Here is a 21,855-nt window from a genome sequence, read left to right on the forward strand (position 1 = left end):
AGTCTACCAAACCATCAACCAAACCATGACCCAAACCTAATGGGAAATCGGTCGTCGACTTGTCGAACAAGGACAGCAAGGCCAAGTCCGCTCCCAATATGGTGCCATGCTCATAAAAACGCTATCGCAAGAGCTAAAATAACTACTTGAGGACGCTACTAGTGAATAACCAAACCACCAAAAAAATCTGCGTTGTCACCGGAACACGTGCCGAATACGGCTTGTTGTATTGGCTGATGAAAGGCATCGAGCAAGACAATGATTTGCAACTACAAGTTATCGTCACCGGCATGCACCTTTCACCGGAATTTGGCATAACTTACAAAGAAGTCGAAAAAGAATTCAAGATTGATAAAAAAATCGAAATGCTGTTATCTTCGGACACCTCAATCGGCATTTCAAAATCAATGGGCTTAGCGCTAATTTCCTTTGCAGAAGCTTATGAAGACTTACAACCCGACCTGGTTGTTTTGTTAGGTGATCGCTATGAAATCTTTTCCGCAGCTTCCGCCGCCATGATTGCACGCATCCCGATTGCCCATTTGCACGGAGGGGAAACCACAGAAGGCGCGTTTGATGAACCGATAAGGCACTCTATAACCAAGATGAGCCATTTACACTTTACTGCCGCTGATGAATATCGAAGAAGAGTAATACAGCTTGGTGAGTCACCACAAAGAGTTTTTAATGTGGGTGGAATGGGTATTGAGAATATAAAGCGATTAAATCCTCTAAACAAAAGAGATTTTGAGGAGTCAATTAGCTTTGAATTAGGTAAAAAGAATGCTCTTGTAACTTTTCACCCAGTGACACTGGAAAAATCGACAGCTAAAGACCAGTTTCAAGCTCTATTGGATGCGCTAGATGATTTAAAAGAAACACATATTATTTTCACAAAAGCCAATAGTGATACTGATGGTCGAATCATAAATCAAATGATTGATGATTATGTTTCTATAAACAAAGATAGGTCGGTTGCTTTTCCATCACTGGGGCAATTGCGTTACCTGAGTGCATTGCAATTTATGGATTTTGTTATAGGTAATAGTTCCAGCGGTTTAGCTGAAGTGCCAAGTTTTAAAATTGCTACAATAAATATTGGCGACAGGCAGAAGGGAAGAATGAAAGCGGATAGCGTGATAGATTGCTTGCCAACTTTCGAGGCAATTAAAGATGCGATAAACTTGTCATATACCAAGGAGTTTCAGGAAAAATTGAAACATGTTGATAATCCTTACGGTACAGGAAATGCAAGCGCCAAAATAATTGATGTGATTAAACGCATTGAGTTAACGAATATTTTGAAAAAATCTTTTTACGATGTTGAGGTGACGTTTTGAAAGTTTGTTTTATTGGTGCTGTCGAATTTTCTAAAAAAGCATTGGAACTGCTTATTGGGATCCAAGTTGAGATTTGTGGTGTTATTTCAAACATAAACAACAAAATAAATGCTGATTTTTCAAACCTTGAGCCGTTATGTAAAAAAAATTACATAGACTTTTTCGATACGCTTAATATCAATTCGACAGAAACATTGGAATGGATTGCAGAACGTAAACCAGATGTCATATTTTGTTTTGGTTGGTCTCAACTTATAAAAAAAGAAATACTAACGTTACCTAAAGTGGGTGTAGTTGGATTTCATCCTGCCTTACTTCCAGCTAATAGAGGACGACATCCAATTATATGGGCATTAGTATTGGGGTTGGATAAAACAGGCTCCACATTCTTTTTCATGGACGAAGGGGCTGATTCTGGCGATATCTTATCTCAAAGAGTTATTGAGGTTAGCAAAGAAGATAATGCTAAAACCTTGTATGAAAAAGTAACAATAACAGCATTAGAGCAAATCAAAGAGTTTGTACCTGCGTTGCAATCAGGTTCTTTTAGTATACGTAAGCAAAATGAAATAGACGCAAATAACTGGCGAAAACGTGGCATGTTAGATGGGCAGATTGATTTTCGTATGTCCTCATATGCTATTTACAATTTGGTAAGAGCCTTATCAAAACCATATGTTGGTGCGCACGTTTTACACCAAAATACAGTTGTTTCTATTTGGAAAGTGTCTCAACAAGAATATGCTAAAAAAAATATTGAACCTGGTAAGGTTCTATCGGTTAAATCAAGTAAAGAAATTTTAGTTAAAACGCATGATGGCGCAATTTTATTAGAAGAGCATGAATTTAATACATTGCCAAAAGTAGGGGATTATTTGTGAAGGAAAATGTTCTTGTCGTTGCATTGCACCCCGATGATGAAACACTTGGGTGCGGTGGGGCACTGTTAAAGCATAAAGCAAACGGTGATGAAATCCACTGGATGATTTGTACTGAGATTAAAGAAGAAGATGGGTTTTCCGCACAACGCGTAGCAAGCCGAAATGAAGAAATAGAAGAAGTTGCCGGCATGTATGGCTTTGATGGTGTACATCGGTTGGGCCTTTCAACCATGAAAGTCGATGAATACACGGTTTCTGAACTGGTTACCAGCGTTTCCTCCGTTATCAACAAGGTGAAGCCTACTATTCTTTATTTACCCTTTAAAAGCGATGTTCATTCAGATCATCGTGTTATGTTTGAAGCGGTTTACAGTTGTACCAAATCATTCTGTTATCCGTTTATCCGTAAGATTTACATGATGGAAACTTTGAGTGAAACGGACTTTGCCTTATCGACAAAAGAAGACAGTTTTGTACCGAATGTCTTTGTGGATGTATCGGATTATCTCATGCAAAAGCTGGATATTATGCGTATTTATGAAAGCGAAATAGCCGAACATCCTTTTCCAAGAAGTTTACGAAATATAGAGGCATTAGCAACGCTAAGAGGCGCAACAGCAGGTTGCGAGTATGCGGAAAGTTTTATGTTATTAAAAGAAATCAGTTGATGATCAATATCCAACAAACTTTGGGATAGTCGGAATTAAGGAAGAAGAGTATGAATTTTTTGCAAAAAACGATCTATATACTATCAAGACCGTTTGTTTTTAAACCAAGAAAGCACTGGAAAACGAATAAGGATTACACAACCGGTTTTAAGACGGCTAGCAAGGAATATTATGAGGGGTATCACGCCTCTTTTGACACCAGGCCTGGTCGTAAAATGATGTGGGATTTAGAGCAAACGGTTTTACATCAATTGGCCGAGGAAAAAAAACCGCAACTTCATTTGGATTTTGCTGGAGGCACTGGGCGTGTGAGTAAAACACTAGAATCCCAGGTGAAAAGTCAGGTTATTTTGGATATTTCTGAAGGGATGCTTGCGGTTGCAAAGCAACACCTAACCAAGGCCAGCGTTATTTGTACTGATTTTAATCAGGGTGTTGATCAGCTCGCAGATGGCTCGGTTGATCTGGTGACGGCTTTTCGGTTTTTTCCGAATGCAGAGGAGGCGTTAAGAGAGCAGGCGATGGATTTTTTAGTTCAGAAAATCGCGGGTGGCGGATGGCTAGTTTGTAATAATCACCGAAACTTTTGGTCATTGTCTTATTTTTTTAGCCGAATCTGTTTGATGGGCGGCGATGTGGGGATGAAGAATAGTGAAATGATTGAACTGGCTGAGGAACACGGTTTAAAACTGGTCAAAACCTTTTCACTCGGTTGGGTGCCGCAAAATGAAGATCGAGCGTTGTTTTCTTGGCCGTTAACACAAAGAATTGAGCAAGCCTTATTTAATGGGTGGGGTAGGAAAATTCGGCTAGGTTATAACACGCTGTTTGTGTTTGAAAAACCGCTTTAGTTTATAACGTGATGAATTGGTTACCTAGTCATCCGGCATTTGACGGTTTTTATCCGCAAGCGCAACATTGGTTGCCTTTGCAAACGTCCTTTGCCGAAATCTTGCAAGCCTACTCGGGTGTTAGGGGTGATGTTTTTAGCTTAACGGGCAAAGGTTGGGGTAAGGGCTTTTATCGAATTGAGGCCAAATCGCCGGTTTTTATAAAATGTGTTGAAGAGAGTCGTTTTGAGAAACAACGGGAAGCGGATCGGATTGCTGCCTATGTGATGTTGTCCTGTGGAATAAAAACCAGTTGTTGTTTGGCTGGCTTTCCTATTACCTTACCTGAGCAACAATATTCACTTTTTGTTTATCCTTATGTCAACTCGGGTTTTATAGGTCCCAGCCCAGCCAATATGACGAAACTGGGTGAATTAATAGCACGCACTCATCAGTGTCTTGCGCAAGCGCCTTTTAAAGATCAAATCAAGTCGCAAGGGCTGGCGCGTTTTAGTTGGATTGAGAGCACGTTGGATTTTTTTGCTTCAGAGCCGATTGTTATTCCTGATCAAGCATCGGCCATTTTGCAGTCGATTCCGGCTGGTTTTCTGCGCGTGATGCAGGAGAATGCGCAACCTATTCATGGCGATTTAAATGTTGGCAATATTTTGCAGGATGAGCAGGATGAACTCATTTTAATTGATTTTGAGAATAGCTACTTTTCATGGTCTAGTCCACTGGTTGACTTGGCGTTTGTGATGGAACGTTTTATTTTGATTCGAGAGGATATTGATAAGCAGGCCTGCTTGTTGAGCTTATTGCAGGCATATAAACGTTTATCCGATGTGTGTTTTCACGATGCAAGCAAAGTTATTCATGTTTTGCAAGCCTTGTCGGTTCGTAGTTTGCTATTGCTGACGGAGTTAGCACGTCAAGGGGGTGAGGTGCGAGATTCTGAGTGGCAAAAGTTTATTTATCTCTATCATGCTACGACTGAGTATCAGCCCTTATTGGATGAGGTTTTCAAAGATTTGAAACGGTTAAGCCAGTAGCCACTTGTCTATTGGCGCAACTTTTGCTTGAATGAGGTTATTACAGCTATTCAAGAACAGGTGAACTATGCCATTAATCAATTGGGAGAAGGTGTCGGTTAGCGAGCAGGCGACGATTCGTGAAGCCATGCAGGTTTTAGACCAGTCCGCTATGCAGATTGTGATTATACATCGTGAGGGTAAACTGCTTGGCACACTCACTGATGGCGATATTCGACGCGCATTGTTGTCAGGTAAAACCCTTGAAAGCTCGGCTAGTGAGGCGATGAATCAAAAACCTGCTTGCGGTGTGAGCTATGAAACCGAGCTGGTGTGGAAAACCAAAATGCAAACGAAAGGTTTGCGTCATCTGCCAATTATTGATGGAAACAAAAATCTTACAGGCCTTTTTTACCTTAAACGTGGGATTGTTAAATCGCATCCTAATCCGATCGTGATGATGCTGGGCGGCTTAGGGATGCGTATGCGCCCTTTAACCGAAACCGTGCCAAAGCCTATGTTAAGGGTGAGCGACAAACCTATCCTAGAAATTATCTTAAATCATATTGTTGAGCAAGGCTTTGTCGAGTTTTATTTCTGTATCAACTACCTCGGTGATCAAATACGCGCTCATTTTGGCGATGGCGAACGTTGGGGCATAAAAATACATTATATTGAAGAAACCACACGATTGGGGACAGCGGGTGCATTGGCTTTATTGCCTGCGTTAAAACATGACTTTATCGTGATGAATGGAGATTTATTGACCAAGGTTGACTTTGTGGCCTTACTCAATTTTCATGCGGAGCACGAAAATAGCATCACGGCCTGCGTTCGCGAGTACTCACAGCAGGTTCCTTACGGTGTGGTTGAGTTTAATGATTCAAAAGTCTCTCAAATTGTCGAAAAACCCATTAACCGTTACTTTGTTAATGCTGGCATTTATGCCTTATCCCCTCGGTCACTCGACCAGGTTACGATTGATGGTTATTATGATATGCCCGCGATGATGACGGATCTGTTAGATAAAAACCATTCAGTCGGTGGCTTTCCTTTGACCGAATATTGGATGGACATTGGTCAGATGCCAGATTATGAGCAGGCTCAGGTCGATTATGATGTTCATTTTGCAGCGTCGGGGGTTACAAGAAGTTGAAAACCAAAAACATTACGGCGATTATCCCGGCACGCGGTGGTTCTAAAGGAATACTGAGAAAAAACCTATATCCGATCAATGGCAAGCCGCTGATTCAATACACGATTGAAGCAGCGCAACAAAGCCGCTACCTCAATCAGATTATGCTGAATTCCGAAGACGAAGCAATCAGGGTGTTTTGTTCAGGTTTGGGAGTCGATGTCGCTTATCTAAGGCCAGGTGAATTGGCGGGCGACCGCTCTCGCCAAATCCATGCTATTTTGAATTGGCTTGATTGGATGGAAAATAACCGCAAACTCCCTGATATTGTCGTTTTGCTTCAACCGACTTCACCCCTGCGCAGTTCAAAGTTGATTGATTTAGCGATTGAAGCGTTTCTTAACCAGCCTGATGTCTCGCTTGTAGGCGTGAGTGAAATGAAAGAACATCCCGCCAAGAGCATCCATAAGCAGGATGGCCGTTGGCATTATTTGATTGATTCAGGCGATTATGTACCTCGCAGGCAAGAGATGTCAAAAGACTATTATGTTATTAATGGTTCGATTTATATCGCTACGCCTGAATGGATTAGGGCGCATCAAGGTTTTACGGTTGAGGGCAAAACTCAGCTATTTGAAACTCCAGATTTAGAAGGGGTGGATGTGGACACGATGCTCGACGTCTATTATGTCGAAGCCCTGCTCAAAGCCAAGACCGAAACTACAATAAAAGAGTAGCTATGATTAAGTTAGAAGATAAGAGAGTCAACCCGTTTGGTGAAGTGTTTTACACGGAGATAAATCAACTTTTATTTGCAAATGAATCGGCAGAATCGATTTATAAAAGGCACTATCCTGATTTATTTAAGCCCACTGAGATGGTTTATGTCGTGGTCGGCACAGATTCGGGTTTATTTTATAGGTTTGTTACGCACGCCAATATCCCAGAGCATGTCAAATTTGTATTTATCGATTTTGACGAGGTTTATGAAAAGACAAGTTTGAAATCCGAGCTATCAACTTCGCTTGGAAACACGGTGAACCTAGTCAATAAATCTTTTAATCTTGAGCGTTTGGCTATTGAGTATCAAACCTACTTTTTGCGTCAGAAGGTTAAGTTAATCAAATCAATGGCGGTGGTCGATAGTCCTGCAAATGGAGAGTATGAGCAATTTTGGCTTGATTTTAAAGCGCGATTTGATACGCTTAGTAACCGTGTTTATATTGCACAAAATACGCAGCAGTTTGAAAATGCACGTTTATATAATGCCGCTGACAATCTCATACCCATTAAGCAATTAGGCGAGCCTTTAGCAGGCTTAAGTGCGGTGATTTTAGGGGGCGGCCCAACACTGGATGAAAGTATTGACTGGATCAAAGAGAACCAAGAACATTTGGTGATTTTTTCAGTAGCGCGCATCGCTCAACGTTTATATGACGAGGGCATTACGCCTGATTTTTTTGTATCGGTAGACCCGCATGATGTCAGTTTTGACAACTCAAAAGGTATTTTTGCATTTGAGGAGCAATCGATATTGCTCCATAGTTATCATGTCAACCCCAAATTAATTTCACAATGGACAGGGTTAAAAGCATTTGGTGGCAGTAAGTATGGCTGGAAAAATGAGTTACCTGTCAATATTGGTTCTCCAGGACCTACGGTTGTAAATGGTGCCTTCCATTACGCAGTAGAAATGGGTTGTCAAACTGTATATTTGTCGGGTGTGGATTTTTGTTTCCCCAAAGGACAAACGCATGAAAGTTCGAGTCAAGAGGCTAAGCTCTCCGCAAAGCTTAAGCTAAAGGATTTGATTACAATTGAAAATAATGCCGGTGAACTTGCTGAAACCAAGCCGACATTGTTGAGCACAAAAAACGCATTTGTGCAGCAGGTGCACTACTTTAAATCAAAAAAACCTAGCCTCGACGTGGTGTCGCTAGGTTATCAGTCTGCCAAGATGAAAAATGTTTCTTATAGCCCAACGCAAGCTATTGTTTTTGAGACGACGGCTGATGTTTTGCAGAGTATTGATTTCGTCAAACAACAACTGACATTATCCAAGCAATCGCTTATCACAATGCTCAAGCAGGTTAAAGTTGAGCTTGCTGAGCAGATAAAACGGTTTAAAGCGGTAAGTGAGTTTTCGACCGAGGGTTTAAAATCTGCCCCCAAGCTCATTGATCTTAAAACGCAGCAGCCTAAGCAAAAAACAAAAAACAAGCTAGAGAAATTGAGAAGAAAGATTAACAACGCGCTTCAAGACGATGCGGATATGTTAATGAATTATAATTTCACTCATTTTTTGGATAACTTTAAACCGGATCAGCATTTTAGTGAAGACGCCAAATTTGCAGCTGAACAGCTCGAAATTTTCTTTAAGTCTGTAGAGCGCTCGAGTAAACAGTATTTGCAACTTCTCATGCTTGCCAAAGAGCGAACAGTGCTAAGAGAGGATGAAGTTAAAGGCCTTCCGCCTTCAAACTTAGCCCCTTTTTGGTCTAAATATAACGAACCAGGCCGGGCTAGGTTTTGGCTAAAGTATAACGGAATGGCGGATCGTGCGGCTGAGTCAGATTGCCTTGATAAGATGTTTAAGGCCTTTAAAAGGGAGGTGGCTAGCACGGAAACCAAGCTTGCCAGCAAGCTTAAAAAGTCTATTCAATCTTTAAGTTTGCTTTTGGATCAAGCGAAACAAGCTTTAAAAGAAGGCAAGGTGGATAAACTGGCTGATATTGAGCAGGTTGCGCACCAGTTACCATTAGATACTGAAAAAGAGGCTATCATTCAATTGATAGAGGCCATGCGAGCTGAGATGTCAGGTGACCTAGAGCAGGCTTTAGGACAATATGTACTTATTGAGGAACCGGCATGTCGCCAAATTGGCTTACAGTGTGCATCCAACCTTGCCATCAATCAACAGCGTTATCAGGATGCGATGGTGATTCTCGAAGAATTGTGTCGATTTTCCTATGACTATATGTTGCCCTATGCAGATTTGGTTGATTTGCTGGGTCAAACAGCCTTTGCAGCGGATATCATTAAGCTTTATATTGCGCAAAAGCCAGAGGCTTACTTGGCAAATTTAAAACTAGCTAACCTGCTTGTTAAACTAGGGCAATTGAATCAAGCTCGACTAGCGCTTGAGCAGGTATTGGTTGTTGACCCGGACAATTTAACCGCTCGCCATCAATTATCACATTTGAAGCTGAGTTCACCCACCTAAGGTTCAGACATTAAATACAAACCACCTTTAACTTTTGTTGTAGTTGGGTGGTTTATTATTTGGTTTTACCGTTTAATCTCTCTCTAATTTCTTCTATTCCCTCTTAAGTTTTTTGGTTTTTGCCGTTAAATATTTTGCGTTCGTAAAGTTAATGGTTTTACCAATAAAACTTAAATCAAGTCTAAAGTTTTTTAAAACAAGCCGTTAAATAAATTGAACAAGATAAATAAATCGATCTAAATCGATAAACATTATAAATAAACAATCACACAAGGGAGAATTATCATGGCAATGGTAATCAACACAAATATGGCTTCTATTAATGCGGTACGCATTTTGGATGGTACTACTCGCGAACAAGCTACGTCTATGGAACGATTAACATCAGGTCTTCGGATTAATAAGGCGGCAGATGATGCTGCTGGATTAGCCGTTGTCACTGGCATGACCACTCAGATTAAAGGTACGGATATGGCCATTCGCAATGCGAATGATAGTATCGGTATGTTGCAAACCCTGGATGGTGCTTCAGAAGAAGTGGTGAATATGCTTCAACGTATGCGTGAATTGACTATTCAATCAATGAACGGTACTTACAATAACGATAACCGTTTACAAATGCAATCAGAGTTTGGTCAGCTAAGTAAAGAAATTGTACGTATTGCAGATACGACCAAGTTCAACGGCATGAATGTTATGAATTCAGCAAGCTTTTCAGTGTTGAGTGCAGGAATTGTAAATAATAGCAGCTTTGCTCAGGTGGCAAGTGGTGCAAACGCGTTTAAAGCGCATGTTGGTTGGGAAGGTGGCAATGATAATAGAATTGGCGTCGCCTTGTTGGATTTTAATAGCCTTCGAACATTAGTTTCTGCTTCAGTGCGTTTGATGATCAGCAATGGAACTGGGATTACGTTTAACTCTGCGCTGATTATGGCTTCTGCTGCTTTGTCGGCACTTGACGCAGACCTTGAAACCCTTTCAACGATTAGAGCGAATTGGGGTGCGATTCAAAACCGCTTGGAATACACCGTTTCGAATTTACAGAATGTTAACGAAAATATTATGGCCTCGCGTTCACGTATTGAAGATGCTGATTTTGCAAAAGAAAGTGCAAACCTTGCTCGAACACAGGTATTGCAGCAAGCCGGGATGTCTATGTTAAGTCAGGCGAATCAGCAATCACAGCAGGTTATTTCATTACTGCAATAATAAAACAATTTGATTTTAATTCGATAACAGGCGTTAAAAAGGAGAGTTATCATGTCTATGGTTATTAACACAAATATGGGCGCCATCAACGCGCAGCGTATTCTTGACGGAACTACACGCGAACAAACCACTTCAATGGAGCGTTTAACGTCAGGTTTGCGGATTAACAAAGCCGCGGATGATGCGGCCGGTTTAGCGGTTGTAACGGGGATGAAGACGCAATCTATCGGTACCCAAATGGCGATTCGAAATGGGAATGATAGTATTGGGATGATTCAAACTTTAGATGGCGCATCTGAAGAAGTGGTTAACATGCTTCAGCGGATGCGTGAATTGACCATTCAATCGATGAACGGTACCTACAACAACGAAAACCGCGCCCAAATGCAGTCTGAGTTCGGTCAACTGCAAAAAGAAATTGTACGTGTAGCGGATACGACTAAGTTCAACGGTATGAATATAATGAACTCAGCCAGTTTCTCGGTTTTGAATGCGAGTGCGGTTAATAACATTAGTTTTGCTCAAGTAGCAAGTGGTGCAAACGCGTTTAAAGCCCATGTGGGTTGGGAAGGCGGTACTGACAATCGAATTGGGGTAGCTTTAATGGACTTTAACACCCTAAGAAGTCTTGTCTCTGGTGGGGTTAGACTTATGTCTGGTGACCCCGCTTCGGTAACCTTTGCATCAGCGGTTGGTATTGCATCAGCTGCTTTGTCGGCCATTGATGCAGACTTGGCTGCTATATCTACTTTGCGGGCAAACTGGGGTGCAATCCAAAACCGTTTGGAGTACACGGTTGCAAACCTACAAAACGTAGATGAAAACATCAATGCCTCACGTTCACGTATTGAAGATGCGGATTTTGCTAAGGAAAGTGCGAACCTAGCCCGTACTCAGGTATTACAGCAGGCGGGAATGACGATGCTTAGTCAGTCAAATCAGAATGCGCAACAAGTCATGTCATTATTGAGATAAGTTATAAAGTTTTGTTTTAAGGTTTCCTTGTGTGTTAGCGGTCTTTATGGCCGCTTTTTTTGTTTTAGAAAAAATATTAAAAATAAACTAAAGCTTTAATTGAAGTGGTCGTTATATAGTTTGAGAAAATCAAAAACCCTTAAGGGTTGCTATTAAAACGTTGTACACAACAACAAAAAGGAGAGTCACCATGTCAATGGTTATTAACACAAATATGGGTGCAATGAATGCTCAGCGTATCCTGGATGGAACTTCACGTGAACAAAACACGTCAATGGAACGTTTAACGTCAGGTTTAAGAATTAACAAAGCAGCCGATGACGCGGCAGGGTTAGCGGTTGTTACTGGTATGAAAACCCAGTCTATTGGAACTCAGCAGGCAGTGCGCAATGCGAATGACAGCATAGGTATGTTGCAAACAGTCGACGGTGCTTCAGAAGAAGTTGTTAATATGCTTCAACGGATGCGCGAATTAGCAATTCAGTCGATGAACGGTACGTACAATAACGAAAACCGTTCACAAATGCAGTCTGAGTTTGGTCAGCTACAAAAAGAAATTGTGCGTGTAGCGGATACGACTAAGTTCAACGGTATGAATATAATGAACTCATCCAGTTTCTCGGTTTTGAATGCGAGTACGGTTAATAACAGTAGTTTTGCTCAAGCAGCAAGTGCTGCCAACGCGTTTAAAGCTCATGTGGGTTGGGAAGGCGGTTCTGACAATCGTGTCGGTGTAGCGCTAATGAACTTTAATTCTTTAGCTTCTCTTGCCTCTGGCACTGTGCGTTTAATGTCAGGTGACCCCGCTTCGGTAACCTTTGCATTAGCGGTTGGTATTGCATCAACTGCTTTGTCGGCCATTGATGCAGACTTGGCGGCGATTTCAACCATGCGCGCTAACTGGGGTGCAATCCAAAACCGTTTGGAATACACCGTTTCTAACTTGCAAAACGTGGATGAAAACATTAATGCCTCACGTTCACGTATTGAGGATGCAGACTTTGCTAAAGAATCAGCTAACCTAGCGCGTACACAGGTATTGCAGCAAGCGGGTATGTCGATGTTGAGTCAGGCAAATCAAAGCTCTCAAAACGTCTTGTCATTGTTACGTTAATCGTTATTAATTGCAGGGAGGACAAGTCATGGATATTCATAATAACCTAACTTCTCCCTCTGCTGTGATGGGCTCAAGGCTTGGGCATGAAGCTTCTGTTCTGGAGTCTAGTGCTAAACCTGAGCGTCCTAGCAGTGACTTGAAGGTTGAAACATCAGAGCCTGAAGCTCAAAATTTAAATGCTAAGGATCTTGATCAAATTGATTTAATGAATCAGCGTTTAGATCAAATGGGGATAGGGGTTGCTTTTGCAGTTGATCAAGATACAGGGTCATCAATTGTAAAGGTAGTGGATAAAGCCTCCAATGAGGTGATGAAGCAATTTCCGAATGAAGATGCGTTAAGAATGATTAAGAATATTCAAAACTATCTTGACTCGGCAACGCAAAAACAAATATCGGATGCAAAGGGTTTGACAGGAAGCCTAATCAATGAAATCATATAGTTATTAGTTTTATAGCTAAATATTTTTTTATTGGAGGTGGACGGTGGAAAACTTAACTGTTTCTAGCCTAACAAGCTTAAATGCTACCCGAGTGCAAACAAGGTCCTCGAGTGATGAAGCTGTGTCTTCATTCAGTGAGGGCTTTTCTCATTTACCCTCTTCAGATATAATTTCCTCCCAAGAAAAAAAACCTCAATTGCAAAATGATATTGGGTCCTCGGATTCGGTTGAAGTTAAGTCATTAGCGAGCCTGTTAGAAAAAGCAAATGAAGCATTTAAATTAAATGGTGCAAGGTTAATGTTTGAGCTGGATGCGGAGTCAAATCGTCCTGTTTTATTTATCAAAGACGCGGAAACCTTAGAGGTTATTAGGCAAGTGCCGTCAGATTCCTATTTAGAGATGTCCAAGAAAATTACTGATTACCTAGAGCGAACGTCTGCTGTTGGGCTGACGCAACAATCCCCTTCAGCAATTGGTATGTTGGCTAGCGAAACCGCCTGATTTTTTTGGCATTAGTTAAAGCGACCTTGAGTCGCTTTTTCTATTTGTGCAATTTCACTTAAGTTAGTTAATCTTTGGCCGTTAAAACTACATATAACACAAAATAAGCTAGACCAGGAGAGTAATATGTCAAACGAAATTGGTAGTGCACTGGTTAACCGATTGAGTAGTAGTGGTATAGATGCGGGTAACATGGCAAAGGTATTAGCCGAAGCTGAAGTGGCTGGGTCACGTTCGATTATTGATCGCGCTGAAAAACGTGTTTTACAAGAGTCAACCGCATTGACTTATTTAAAGGCCAATCTGGTGGCTTTTAATTCTTACACTAAAGACTTGGCATCCAATGATTTGTTTAAGCAGTTTTCTGCCACATCATCAAACGATTCTGTTTTAGGGGTGTCGATTACCGGCAATCCATCTCCTGGTTCATATAATTTTACAGCAGATCAGTTGGCTAAAAGTCATACACTTGTCTCTAAAAAGGTTTTTGCAAGCCCAAATAGTGCTATTGATACGGGTGTTTTTACAATTGATATTGCAGGTCAGTCACACGACATTACGGTGGATGCCTCCAATGCGAGTCTTGAAGGTTTACAGCGTTCGATTAACAGCGGTGATTATGGTATTAGTGCATCGATAGTGAATGTCGGTGGTGAGTATAGAATGATGTTTAGCTCAAAAAATACTGGTGCAGATAATGCGTTTACGATATCTGGCATTAATGATTTTAATGCCCCCGGTGATTTTCAAATGACTTCACAAGCACGTGATGCTCAAATCACATTTAATGGTTTGATAATAACAAGTCAAACTAACACGTTTGAAGAGGTGGTATCAGGACTAAGCTTTCAGTTGAAATCTGAGCAGCTGGGCGTGAATCAAACCATTAATATAAACCGTGATACCGAGGGTGCAATGGAAGCGGTTAAGGACTTTGTATTCGTTTATAACCAGCTTAGTGAGATTTTTAAAGATTTGGGTTCATATGACAAACTTTCGGCTAAAGATAGAGAAAAGCCTGAGAATGAGTTTACTGGGTTATTGGCTGGTAGCAGCTTGGTTCGTGATTTGAGAAGTCAGATTAGAGAATCTTTAACAGGCGCGATAAGTGGTTTAACTGGCGCTTATCAGAGCTTGGGCGATATAGGTATAAAGTTGGATTTGAAGGGTGTGATGACGCTTGATGAAGATCGGTTATCCAATGCGCTGAATAGTGATATTGATAGCGTATCTCGGCTGTTTGCTAAAGGCGGCAATTCAAATGACCCGTTTATTAATGTTTTAGGGAGTAGCGATCAAACTAAACAGGGAAATTATGCAATTAATATTTCCCAGCTTGCTGAGCGTGCGCTTGTAACCGGCGGTACAGCTAATGCAAGCATTGAATTAGAAAATGCAAAGTTTAGTATTCGGTTAGATCAGGTCGCAGAAGTTGAAATTTCACTCGCTGACAATACCTATACCCGTGAACAATTGGCAAGCATTATGCAAACGGCGATTAACAATGCCCCAGGTGTTGGCTCTAGTGGAAGTCGTGTATCAGTTGGGGTTGATGAGAATAACCAGTTTACCTTTACCTCTGAACGTTTTGGCGGCAACTCCCGTATCGAGCTTTCTAATTTTACTGGAAATGGTTGGGTTGATGCTGGGTTGGGAGTAGATATGAATGCGACAGGTAAAAACGTCGATGGCACCCTCACTATGAGTAATGGTGCAACAGTTAACATTGGTGCTTATGCCGACCTGCAGGATGGGCGTAAAGTTAAGATTTCCAATTTTGCATTTGCTGGTTCAGAAAGGGCTGAAGTTAGAGGGTTAGAGTTTGAGGTATTGGGTGGCGCAACGGGTCCTCGTGGTACGGTTGATTTTACTCAGGGTTTTGCCAGTAGACTATTTGATACTATAAATAATAATGTGACAAAACAAGATGGTTTAGTGTCTCAACGTTTGGAAAGTTTAGAATTACGAAGTGAACGCTTAGAAGAGCGCCGTGAGAAAATTGATTTACGTTATGAAAAATTGGAAATGAAATATCGCTTACAATTTTCAACCTTGCAATCTATTTTGGCTGGTATGGACCAAACGCGTAGCTTTTTAGATGCGACTTATAATCGTCCAAGAGAACGCTAATTAAATCCTTCGGAGTGAGAGATGTATCCTAATTTGAAAAATAAATTTGCTCAGGCATATGCAAATAACTATGTTGAAACCGCTGTTTCTGAAGCAACACCTTACAAGTTGGTCAAGTTGTTATATGAAGCAGGGCTAAAGAATGTGGCTGTGATTAAAGTTTTCGTTCAACGTAAAGACATGGAGAAAAAATCTGAGTTTGTCAGCAAGCTGATTGGTGTGCTTTATGGTTTGCGTGGTGGACTTGATATGCAAGCGGGGGGTGATGTCGCAGCTAACCTTTATGCATTGTATGATTATTTAATTAGAATTACGTTTCAAGCGTCTGCTAAAAATGATCTTGAAAAATTTGATGAGATTGAGACGCTTTTAAGAGATTTAGCCGATGCCTGGAATCAAATGCCCGCACAGTTTCAGCAGTTATCTCAAAACCAACTCTTTTCTATGCGCCAAAAAGCGAGTGGTGAATAATGTCACAAGCTGTCGATAGCAAACTGGCTTTATTTACTAGCTCGCAGCAGATGTTAATGGCTGCGCAGCAATCTAATTGGGAACAGTTGGCGCTATTAGAGAAGCAGTTTGAAGCGCAGGTTAAGGACTACTTTCAAAAACCAGGTCTTGATGACGATCGACAGCTATTGGCAAGGCAGCTTATTGAGCAGCAAGACCAGATTGAGCTTTTAATTAAAAAAGCTCAAAAGCAAATACAGGCATTAATGGTTTCCGAAGAGCATAATATTAAGGCGATGCATTCCTACCTTGCTACCGAGCAAAATAAATAAAGCTATGAGAATGGCTCGAATAGGCCGAATTACTCCACCACAACTTAATTGTGGAATTAAAAAGGCATAGGGTAATGGCTGTTAGTGGGTCAATCAATAATAGGCGCTTTTTTCGGTTGGATATTCCGGTCTATTTCATATAATGCCTTCTGAGCAATCGAACTTTTCTGACTTTACGGCTAGAATAGAAACCGGCGTTATCAATGATACGCCGGACAAAGATATTACCTGGTGTAAATAGCTTAAGTACGCATAAACTGGTCGATTCGATCTAGGGCTTTTTCAAGTAACGCCATGCTCGTGGCAAATGAAATGCGCAAATGACCATCTGCACCAAAACCTGATCCTGGAACGGCAGCGACGTCAACTTGTTCTAGGATGGCATTAGCGAAGTCAGCATCCGTCGAAAAGCCTTTCATTTTCATAGCCCCTTCGACATTAATAAACATGTAAAAAGCACCGTCAGCGGGTAAACATTTGAATCCAGGAATCTGATTGGTTCGTTCAACTACAAAATGATGACGCTGCTTAAATGCGCTGAGCATAGTTTGAATACATGCCTGTGAACCGTTTAATGCGGCTACAGACGCAGCTTGCGAAATTGAGCAGGGATTGGATGTGCTCTGAGACTGAACGGTTTTCATGGCTTTAATGTAGTGGGCGGGTCCCCCCGCATAACCTATGCGCCATCCAGTCATTGAATAAGCTTTTGATACGCCATTTAAAACTAGGGTACGGTTCTTTAATTCAGGGCATACTTCAAGAATATTGGTGAAATGGATATCGCCTAGGATAATGTGTTCATACATATCATCAGACGCAATCAGAATATCGGGGTGTTTGAGTAAAACATCGGCTAGGCTTTTTAGCTCGTCAGCGGTGTAAATAGCTCCGGTTGGGTTTGATGGGCTATTAATGACGACCATGCGCGTTTTGTCAGTAATGGCAGAGGAAAGCTGTTCTGCAGTGATTTTGAAATTTTGTTCAAGACCCGTTTCGATAATAACGGGTTCCCCTCCCGCTAATAGAGCCATATCAGGATAGGAAACCCAGTAGGGAGCGGGAATAATAACTTCATCACCGTCATTGAGTACCGCTTGACAGAGGTTGTAAAAACTTTGCTTACCACCGCTTGAAACTAAAATTTCATTTAATTCATAATCTAAACCGTTATCGCGTTTAAACTTTGCTTGAATGGCTTGCTTAAGTTCAGTAGTACCATCAACAGCGGTATAGCGTGTTTGCCCTTGTTGAATAGCTTGAATACCTGCAGCTTTAATATGATCAGGGGTGTCAAAGTCGGGCTCACCCGCACCTAGACTGATAATGTCTATCCCTGCACGTTTTAACTCGCCAGCTTTAGCGGAAATAACGAGGGTCAAAGAAGGTTTTACTCGGTTAACGCGATCGGAAAGCAAGGCCATTTCTCTCTCTCAGGTTTGTATAATAAGCCGCTAATTGAGTGCAGCTAAATAGGCTGATAAATAAATTTATAAATAAGCTTTTTATTTTACTGTATTTAAGTGTTTTTTAAATAAAAATTCACGCTTCAAAGCGAAAATTTAAGGAAGGTTATGCTTAAGACATTTGAAATGGTTTCTTCCTACCAACCTGCCGGAGATCAGCCAAGCGCGATTGCAGGCCTGGTGGAAGGGTTAGAGGATGGTGAAGCGTTTCAAACTCTACTAGGGGTAACAGGGTCAGGTAAGACCTATACGATTGCCAATGTAATCAAAATCGTACAGCGTCCAACGATTATTATGGCTCACAACAAAACACTAGCCGCTCAGCTTTATGGTGAAATGAAAAGCTTTTTTCCTAAGAATGCGGTGGAGTATTTTGTTTCTTATTATGACTATTATCAGCCTGAAGCCTATGTACCCGCCTCGGATACCTATATCGCGAAAGATGCCTCGGTAAATGAGCAGATTGAACAGTTACGTTTATCAGCAACTAAAGCATTAATGGAGCGTGAGGATGTAATATTGATTGCAACCGTGTCTGCCATTTATGGTTTAGGGGATCCCGACCAGTATTTAAGCATGATGCTGCAGTTGCGCCTTGGTGATAGGATTACGCAGCGCGATGTGTTAGCACGCTTAGTGACTATGCAATATAGTCGAAACGATTTTGAAATGTATCGCGGTACGTTTAGGGTGCGTGGTGATGTTATCGATGTGTATCCAGCCGAAGCCGAACAATATGCAGTGCGTATTGAGTTATTCGACGATGAGGTTGAGGCTTTAAGTTGGTTTGATCCACTGACGGGGGAAATGATTAGTAAGGTAACACGTATTAGTGTTTACCCTAAATCGCATTACGTCACCCCAAGAGATCGTGTGATTGAAACCATTGAAAAAGTGAAAGTAGAGCTTAAGTCGCGACTTGAGGAGCTTCGAAGTTTAAACAAGTTGGTTGAGGCCCAACGACTTGAGGAGCGCACACGTATGGATTTGGAAATGATGATGGAGTTGGGTTATTGCCAAGGAATTGAAAACTATTCACGCTATTTGTCTGGGCGCGGAGAAGGTGAAGCCCCTCCGACTTTAATTGATTATCTGCCTAAAAATGCCTTGATGGTGATTGATGAAAGTCATGTAACGATTCCACAGATAGGCGGTATGTATAAGGGCGACCGCTCACGCAAAGAAAATCTAGTCAATTATGGGTTCCGTTTGCCATCGGCAATGGATAACCGACCGATGAAATTCGATGAGTTTGAAAATTTAATGCCGCAAACTATTTTTGTTTCTGCGACGCCAGCGCTATATGAAAAGAAGCATAGTTCAAAAATTGTTGAACAGGTGGTTCGTCCAACAGGGCTCTTAGACCCAGTACTAGAGGTCAGGCCTGCTAGTACGCAAGTTGACGATTTGCTAGGTGAAATTCGTCTGTGTGTTGAAAAAATGCAGCGTGTATTGGTAACAACCCTAACTAAACGAATGGCAGAAGACTTAACCGATTACCTAGAAGATCAAGGGGTTAGAGTGCGTTATTTGCATTCAGATATTGATACGGTTGAGCGCATTGAGATTATCAGAGATTTGCGCAAAGGTGAGTTTGACGTCTTGGTGGGTATCAACCTGCTACGAGAAGGGCTGGATATACCCGAGGTGGCCTTGGTAGCGATTCTTGATGCGGATAAAGAAGGGTTTTTACGTTCGGAACGTTCACTTATTCAAACAATAGGGCGTGCGGCACGTAATCCAGAGGGTCGAGCGATTCTGTATGCTGATAAACGAACTAAGTCAATGGAATTAGCGATTGGTGAGTCAGAGCGGCGGCGACAAAGGCAGATTGAATTTAATGAACGTCATGGTATCACACCGACGGCATTAAATAAGAAGGTCATGGACATATTAGAAAATTCGCCATATGCCACCAAGCCAAATAGGAAAGGCGCAGACTCAAACCTTGCTGAGTCGGCGGGTGATTACTCACCGCTTGAATTGGCGAAAATGAAACCTGCTGAGTTAGCACGCATGATTAAACAGACTGAAAAAGCCATGTATACAGCAGCGAAGTCACTCAATTTTGAGGAGGCGGCTCAATTGCGTGACCAATTAAAACAACTTAAAGCAGGGATGGTGGGTATAGGTAGTTTAAGGTAGAATACGCTGATAATCAAAAGGATAAGAGCTTTGAAATTTAAAAGAATACTAGGTGTGATAGCCGTTGGTTTGTTCTGGCAAGTGAATGTTTATGCTGCGGATGCGGCGCTTGAAATTCAAGGTTTAATTGATAGCAATCAATTAAACGCGGCTGAGCAGCGGATGGCCACTGAGCAACTGTCGGATTTTCAGCAGGGTTACTTACAGGGTTGGTTGGCATTAAAACGTAATCAGAATCAAAAGGCCCTCGAGATTTGGCTAAAGCTGCGTGAAATCTATCCCAACCATCTCGCCTTAGGAAATAATGTGTCTGTATTGTTGATGCAAAATAAACGTTTTGATGAGGCTCAAGCGATATTAGAGCAAACATTGCATGCGGATCGTGAAGTGTCCAAGGCACTCGATAATCTTAATAAGATTTATAGTTTTCAGGCACAAAAAGCCTATAACAATGTCTTTAGGCGAATTGAACCCACTGTGCCAACAGGTAGCTTTCTGGCTTTAACGGAGTCACGATCAGATGTTGTTTTAGTTGAAACTGGTTTTGCTGATAAGGAAAATGTGTTGGCAGCGGTTGAGGCATGGCGTCAAGCTTGGTCAAGTCAAAACGTGCGAGCTTATTTACAAGCTTATCATGCAGATTTTTTACCCCCCCAAGGCCAGTCTCTTTCAGCATGGCGAAGTGCAAGAACACGAATTATATCCAGTCCTCGATTTATCGATGTGTTTGTTTCAGATATTCAATTGTTTGCTATTGATGATGATAATGCGCGTGTTCAGTTTACCCAGCGTTATCGGTCTGATCGTTTTCAGAATGAAGTAGTCAAGGTGTTATTAATGACTAAATCTCAAACGGGTTGGAAAATTATTCAAGAAACGGTGATTCATGAAAATTAAATCGTTAACCGCCGTGCTAGGCTTAATGTTTTTTTCGGCAGGCGCATCGGCCAGTTCGCAAGAGTCATTAAATGCACCCACTAAACAAGCAGAACTAATGATTGTAGAATCGTTGAGGCATCTTGATCAATTTCGTTTGAATGAGGCATTAAACACGGTTACTGAGTTAGCGCAACTTCACCCTGACTATCATTTGGCTCAGATGTTAAGAGCCGATTTGCTATCCATTCGTGCGGGTAATTTTGGTCTGATATCTCAGGTGCAGGAGTTATATCCGATTACCTCTGGTCGTTTACGAAATGAAGCGGAAGTTCGCTGGCAGTATGCGCATACTGATGATGCAGTAGCTGAAATGGTATTGCATTCGACTGTGCTAAAAGTCGGACATCAACCGCACTTAGTGATCATTAATCTAGCAAAAAGTCGGTTGTATCTTTATGAGAACCGGCAAGGAGAGTTAAACCTTTTAGCAAGCTATTATATCTCTATGGGCACAGGCGGAGCCGGCAAGCAGCGTGAAGGTGATCGCAAAACACCGATAGGTGTCTATCATATTACCGATTGGGTTCCTGGACAGCGGTTAGCTGATTTATTTGGCTTCGGTGCGCTTCCATTGAATTACCCAAACATTTGGGATCAAGCCCAAGGGCGTACAGGTCATGGTATTTGGTTACACGGTACGCCAAGCAATACGTTTAGTCGCCCACCTATGTCAAGTCAAGGTTGCGTAGTGCTGAATAATGATGAAATGTCATCCTTGGTTACCCAGTTTAATGTTGGTTTAGCCACGCCTGTAGTTATATTGAATGACGATGCGAGTGTGCACCTGTACGGGTCCGATAAAATTGAAGTCTTGACTGAGGTTAATGCGTGGCTGGTTGATCAAAAAGTGGCGTTCGATTGGCAGCAGGTGAGTGTTTATCGTTATCCAGATGAGAAGGGGTTGTATTACGCTACCTTCCCCTCGGTTGAAAAACCGGACCATCTGGTGCACCAATTTTGGCGAAGAGGCCATGATGGTGGATGGCAGCTTGTATTACAAACCCTGCATCCAAAACGGGTTGAAACCCGCTTGTCTTAAG

The 21,855-nt window shown here is 41.7% G+C and carries 20 protein-coding genes; 19 read left to right on the forward strand and 1 reads right to left on the reverse strand.

Annotated features, from left to right (window positions below):
• The first annotated feature begins 161 nt into the window (after nucleotides 1-161).
• The 16 genes from neuC to fliT all read left to right on the forward strand — a co-directional run bounded on the left by neuC (nucleotide 162) and on the right by fliT (nucleotide 16,265).
• On the forward strand, nucleotides 162-1,340 hold the full coding sequence (gene neuC / locus P8S55_RS06755; RefSeq protein WP_289223472.1) for a UDP-N-acetylglucosamine 2-epimerase: 1,179 nt from the start codon (nucleotides 162-164) through the stop codon (nucleotides 1,338-1,340).
• Nucleotides 1,337-2,221 carry a formyltransferase family protein gene (locus tag P8S55_RS06760; RefSeq protein WP_289223473.1) on the forward strand — a complete coding sequence of 295 codons (885 nt, stop codon included), beginning with the start codon at nucleotides 1,337-1,339 and terminating at the stop codon, nucleotides 2,219-2,221. The genes neuC and P8S55_RS06760 overlap by 4 nt, the downstream gene beginning before the upstream one ends.
• Entirely contained in the window at nucleotides 2,218-2,889 is a 672-nt protein-coding gene (locus tag P8S55_RS06765) for a PIG-L deacetylase family protein (protein ID WP_289223474.1), read from the forward strand. Before P8S55_RS06760 ends, P8S55_RS06765 begins: the two co-directional genes overlap by 4 nt.
• 50 nt (nucleotides 2,890-2,939) lie before the next feature.
• Nucleotides 2,940-3,740, forward strand: coding sequence for a methyltransferase domain-containing protein (locus P8S55_RS06770; RefSeq protein ID WP_289223475.1), 801 nt, complete (start codon nucleotides 2,940-2,942; stop codon nucleotides 3,738-3,740).
• A gap of 11 nt (nucleotides 3,741-3,751) precedes the next feature.
• Complete coding sequence (locus P8S55_RS06775; RefSeq protein WP_289225316.1) at nucleotides 3,752-4,771, forward strand: phosphotransferase; 1,020 nt, start codon at nucleotides 3,752-3,754, stop codon at nucleotides 4,769-4,771.
• A gap of 67 nt (nucleotides 4,772-4,838) precedes the next feature.
• Nucleotides 4,839-5,906: a nucleotidyltransferase family protein gene (locus P8S55_RS06780; protein ID WP_289223476.1), complete on the forward strand. Its 1,068-nt coding sequence runs from the start codon at nucleotides 4,839-4,841 to the stop codon at nucleotides 5,904-5,906.
• Nucleotides 5,903-6,622 (forward strand): acylneuraminate cytidylyltransferase family protein, encoded by a 720-nt coding sequence (locus tag P8S55_RS06785; protein WP_289223477.1) that lies wholly within the window; start codon nucleotides 5,903-5,905, stop codon nucleotides 6,620-6,622. Before P8S55_RS06780 ends, P8S55_RS06785 begins: the two co-directional genes overlap by 4 nt.
• A gap of 2 nt (nucleotides 6,623-6,624) precedes the next feature.
• The gene (locus tag P8S55_RS06790; protein WP_289223478.1) at nucleotides 6,625-9,108 is read left to right on the forward strand and encodes a 6-hydroxymethylpterin diphosphokinase MptE-like protein; all 2,484 of its coding nucleotides are present in this window, start codon (nucleotides 6,625-6,627) and stop codon (nucleotides 9,106-9,108) included.
• Nucleotides 9,109-9,393: 285 nt separating this feature from the next.
• Nucleotides 9,394-10,317: a flagellin N-terminal helical domain-containing protein gene (locus tag P8S55_RS06795; RefSeq protein ID WP_289223479.1), complete on the forward strand. Its 924-nt coding sequence runs from the start codon at nucleotides 9,394-9,396 to the stop codon at nucleotides 10,315-10,317.
• 51 nt (nucleotides 10,318-10,368) lie between these two features.
• Nucleotides 10,369-11,292, forward strand: coding sequence for a flagellin N-terminal helical domain-containing protein (locus P8S55_RS06800; RefSeq protein WP_289223480.1), 924 nt, complete (start codon nucleotides 10,369-10,371; stop codon nucleotides 11,290-11,292).
• A 190-nt stretch (nucleotides 11,293-11,482) separates the two neighbouring features.
• Entirely contained in the window at nucleotides 11,483-12,406 is a 924-nt protein-coding gene (locus P8S55_RS06805; protein ID WP_289223481.1) for a flagellin N-terminal helical domain-containing protein, read from the forward strand.
• A gap of 28 nt (nucleotides 12,407-12,434) precedes the next feature.
• Nucleotides 12,435-12,851, forward strand: a complete 417-nt coding sequence (locus P8S55_RS06810) for a flagellar protein FlaG (protein ID WP_289223482.1) — start codon at nucleotides 12,435-12,437, stop codon at nucleotides 12,849-12,851.
• 121 nt (nucleotides 12,852-12,972) lie between these two features.
• A complete protein-coding gene (locus P8S55_RS06815; protein ID WP_289225317.1) occupies nucleotides 12,973-13,353 on the forward strand; it encodes a flagellar protein FlaG in 381 nt (126 codons plus the stop codon).
• Nucleotides 13,354-13,479: 126 nt separating this feature from the next.
• Nucleotides 13,480-15,483 (forward strand): flagellar filament capping protein FliD, encoded by a 2,004-nt coding sequence (gene fliD, locus P8S55_RS06820; RefSeq protein ID WP_289223483.1) that lies wholly within the window; start codon nucleotides 13,480-13,482, stop codon nucleotides 15,481-15,483.
• Nucleotides 15,484-15,504: 21 nt separating this feature from the next.
• On the forward strand, nucleotides 15,505-15,954 hold the full coding sequence (fliS, locus tag P8S55_RS06825) for a flagellar export chaperone FliS (RefSeq protein WP_289223484.1): 450 nt from the start codon (nucleotides 15,505-15,507) through the stop codon (nucleotides 15,952-15,954).
• Nucleotides 15,954-16,265 (forward strand): flagellar protein FliT, encoded by a 312-nt coding sequence (gene fliT / locus P8S55_RS06830; RefSeq protein ID WP_289223485.1) that lies wholly within the window; start codon nucleotides 15,954-15,956, stop codon nucleotides 16,263-16,265. Before fliS ends, fliT begins: the two co-directional genes overlap by 1 nt.
• A 242-nt stretch (nucleotides 16,266-16,507) precedes the next feature.
• Here the strand turns inward: fliT and P8S55_RS06835 are convergent, their stop codons facing one another.
• Complete coding sequence (locus tag P8S55_RS06835; RefSeq protein ID WP_289223486.1) at nucleotides 16,508-17,689, reverse strand: pyridoxal phosphate-dependent aminotransferase; 1,182 nt, start codon at nucleotides 17,687-17,689, stop codon at nucleotides 16,508-16,510.
• A 150-nt stretch (nucleotides 17,690-17,839) separates the two neighbouring features.
• Here P8S55_RS06835 and uvrB point away from each other — a divergent pair, with 150 nt between their 5' ends.
• The 3 genes from uvrB to P8S55_RS06850 are packed head-to-tail and all read left to right on the forward strand — an operon-like array spanning nucleotide 17,840 to nucleotide 21,854.
• Entirely contained in the window at nucleotides 17,840-19,876 is a 2,037-nt protein-coding gene (gene uvrB, locus P8S55_RS06840; RefSeq protein ID WP_289223487.1) for an excinuclease ABC subunit UvrB, read from the forward strand.
• A gap of 30 nt (nucleotides 19,877-19,906) precedes the next feature.
• Nucleotides 19,907-20,773 (forward strand): L,D-transpeptidase Cds6 family protein, encoded by an 867-nt coding sequence (locus tag P8S55_RS06845; RefSeq protein WP_289223488.1) that lies wholly within the window; start codon nucleotides 19,907-19,909, stop codon nucleotides 20,771-20,773.
• Nucleotides 20,763-21,854 (forward strand): L,D-transpeptidase family protein, encoded by a 1,092-nt coding sequence (locus P8S55_RS06850; protein ID WP_289223489.1) that lies wholly within the window; start codon nucleotides 20,763-20,765, stop codon nucleotides 21,852-21,854. The genes P8S55_RS06845 and P8S55_RS06850 overlap by 11 nt, the downstream gene beginning before the upstream one ends.
• Nucleotide 21,855: the final 1 nt, after the last annotated feature.

It is taken from the genome of Thiomicrospira sp. R3, assembly GCF_029581415.1.
GTDB lineage: Bacteria > Pseudomonadota > Gammaproteobacteria > Thiomicrospirales > Thiomicrospiraceae > Thiomicrospira.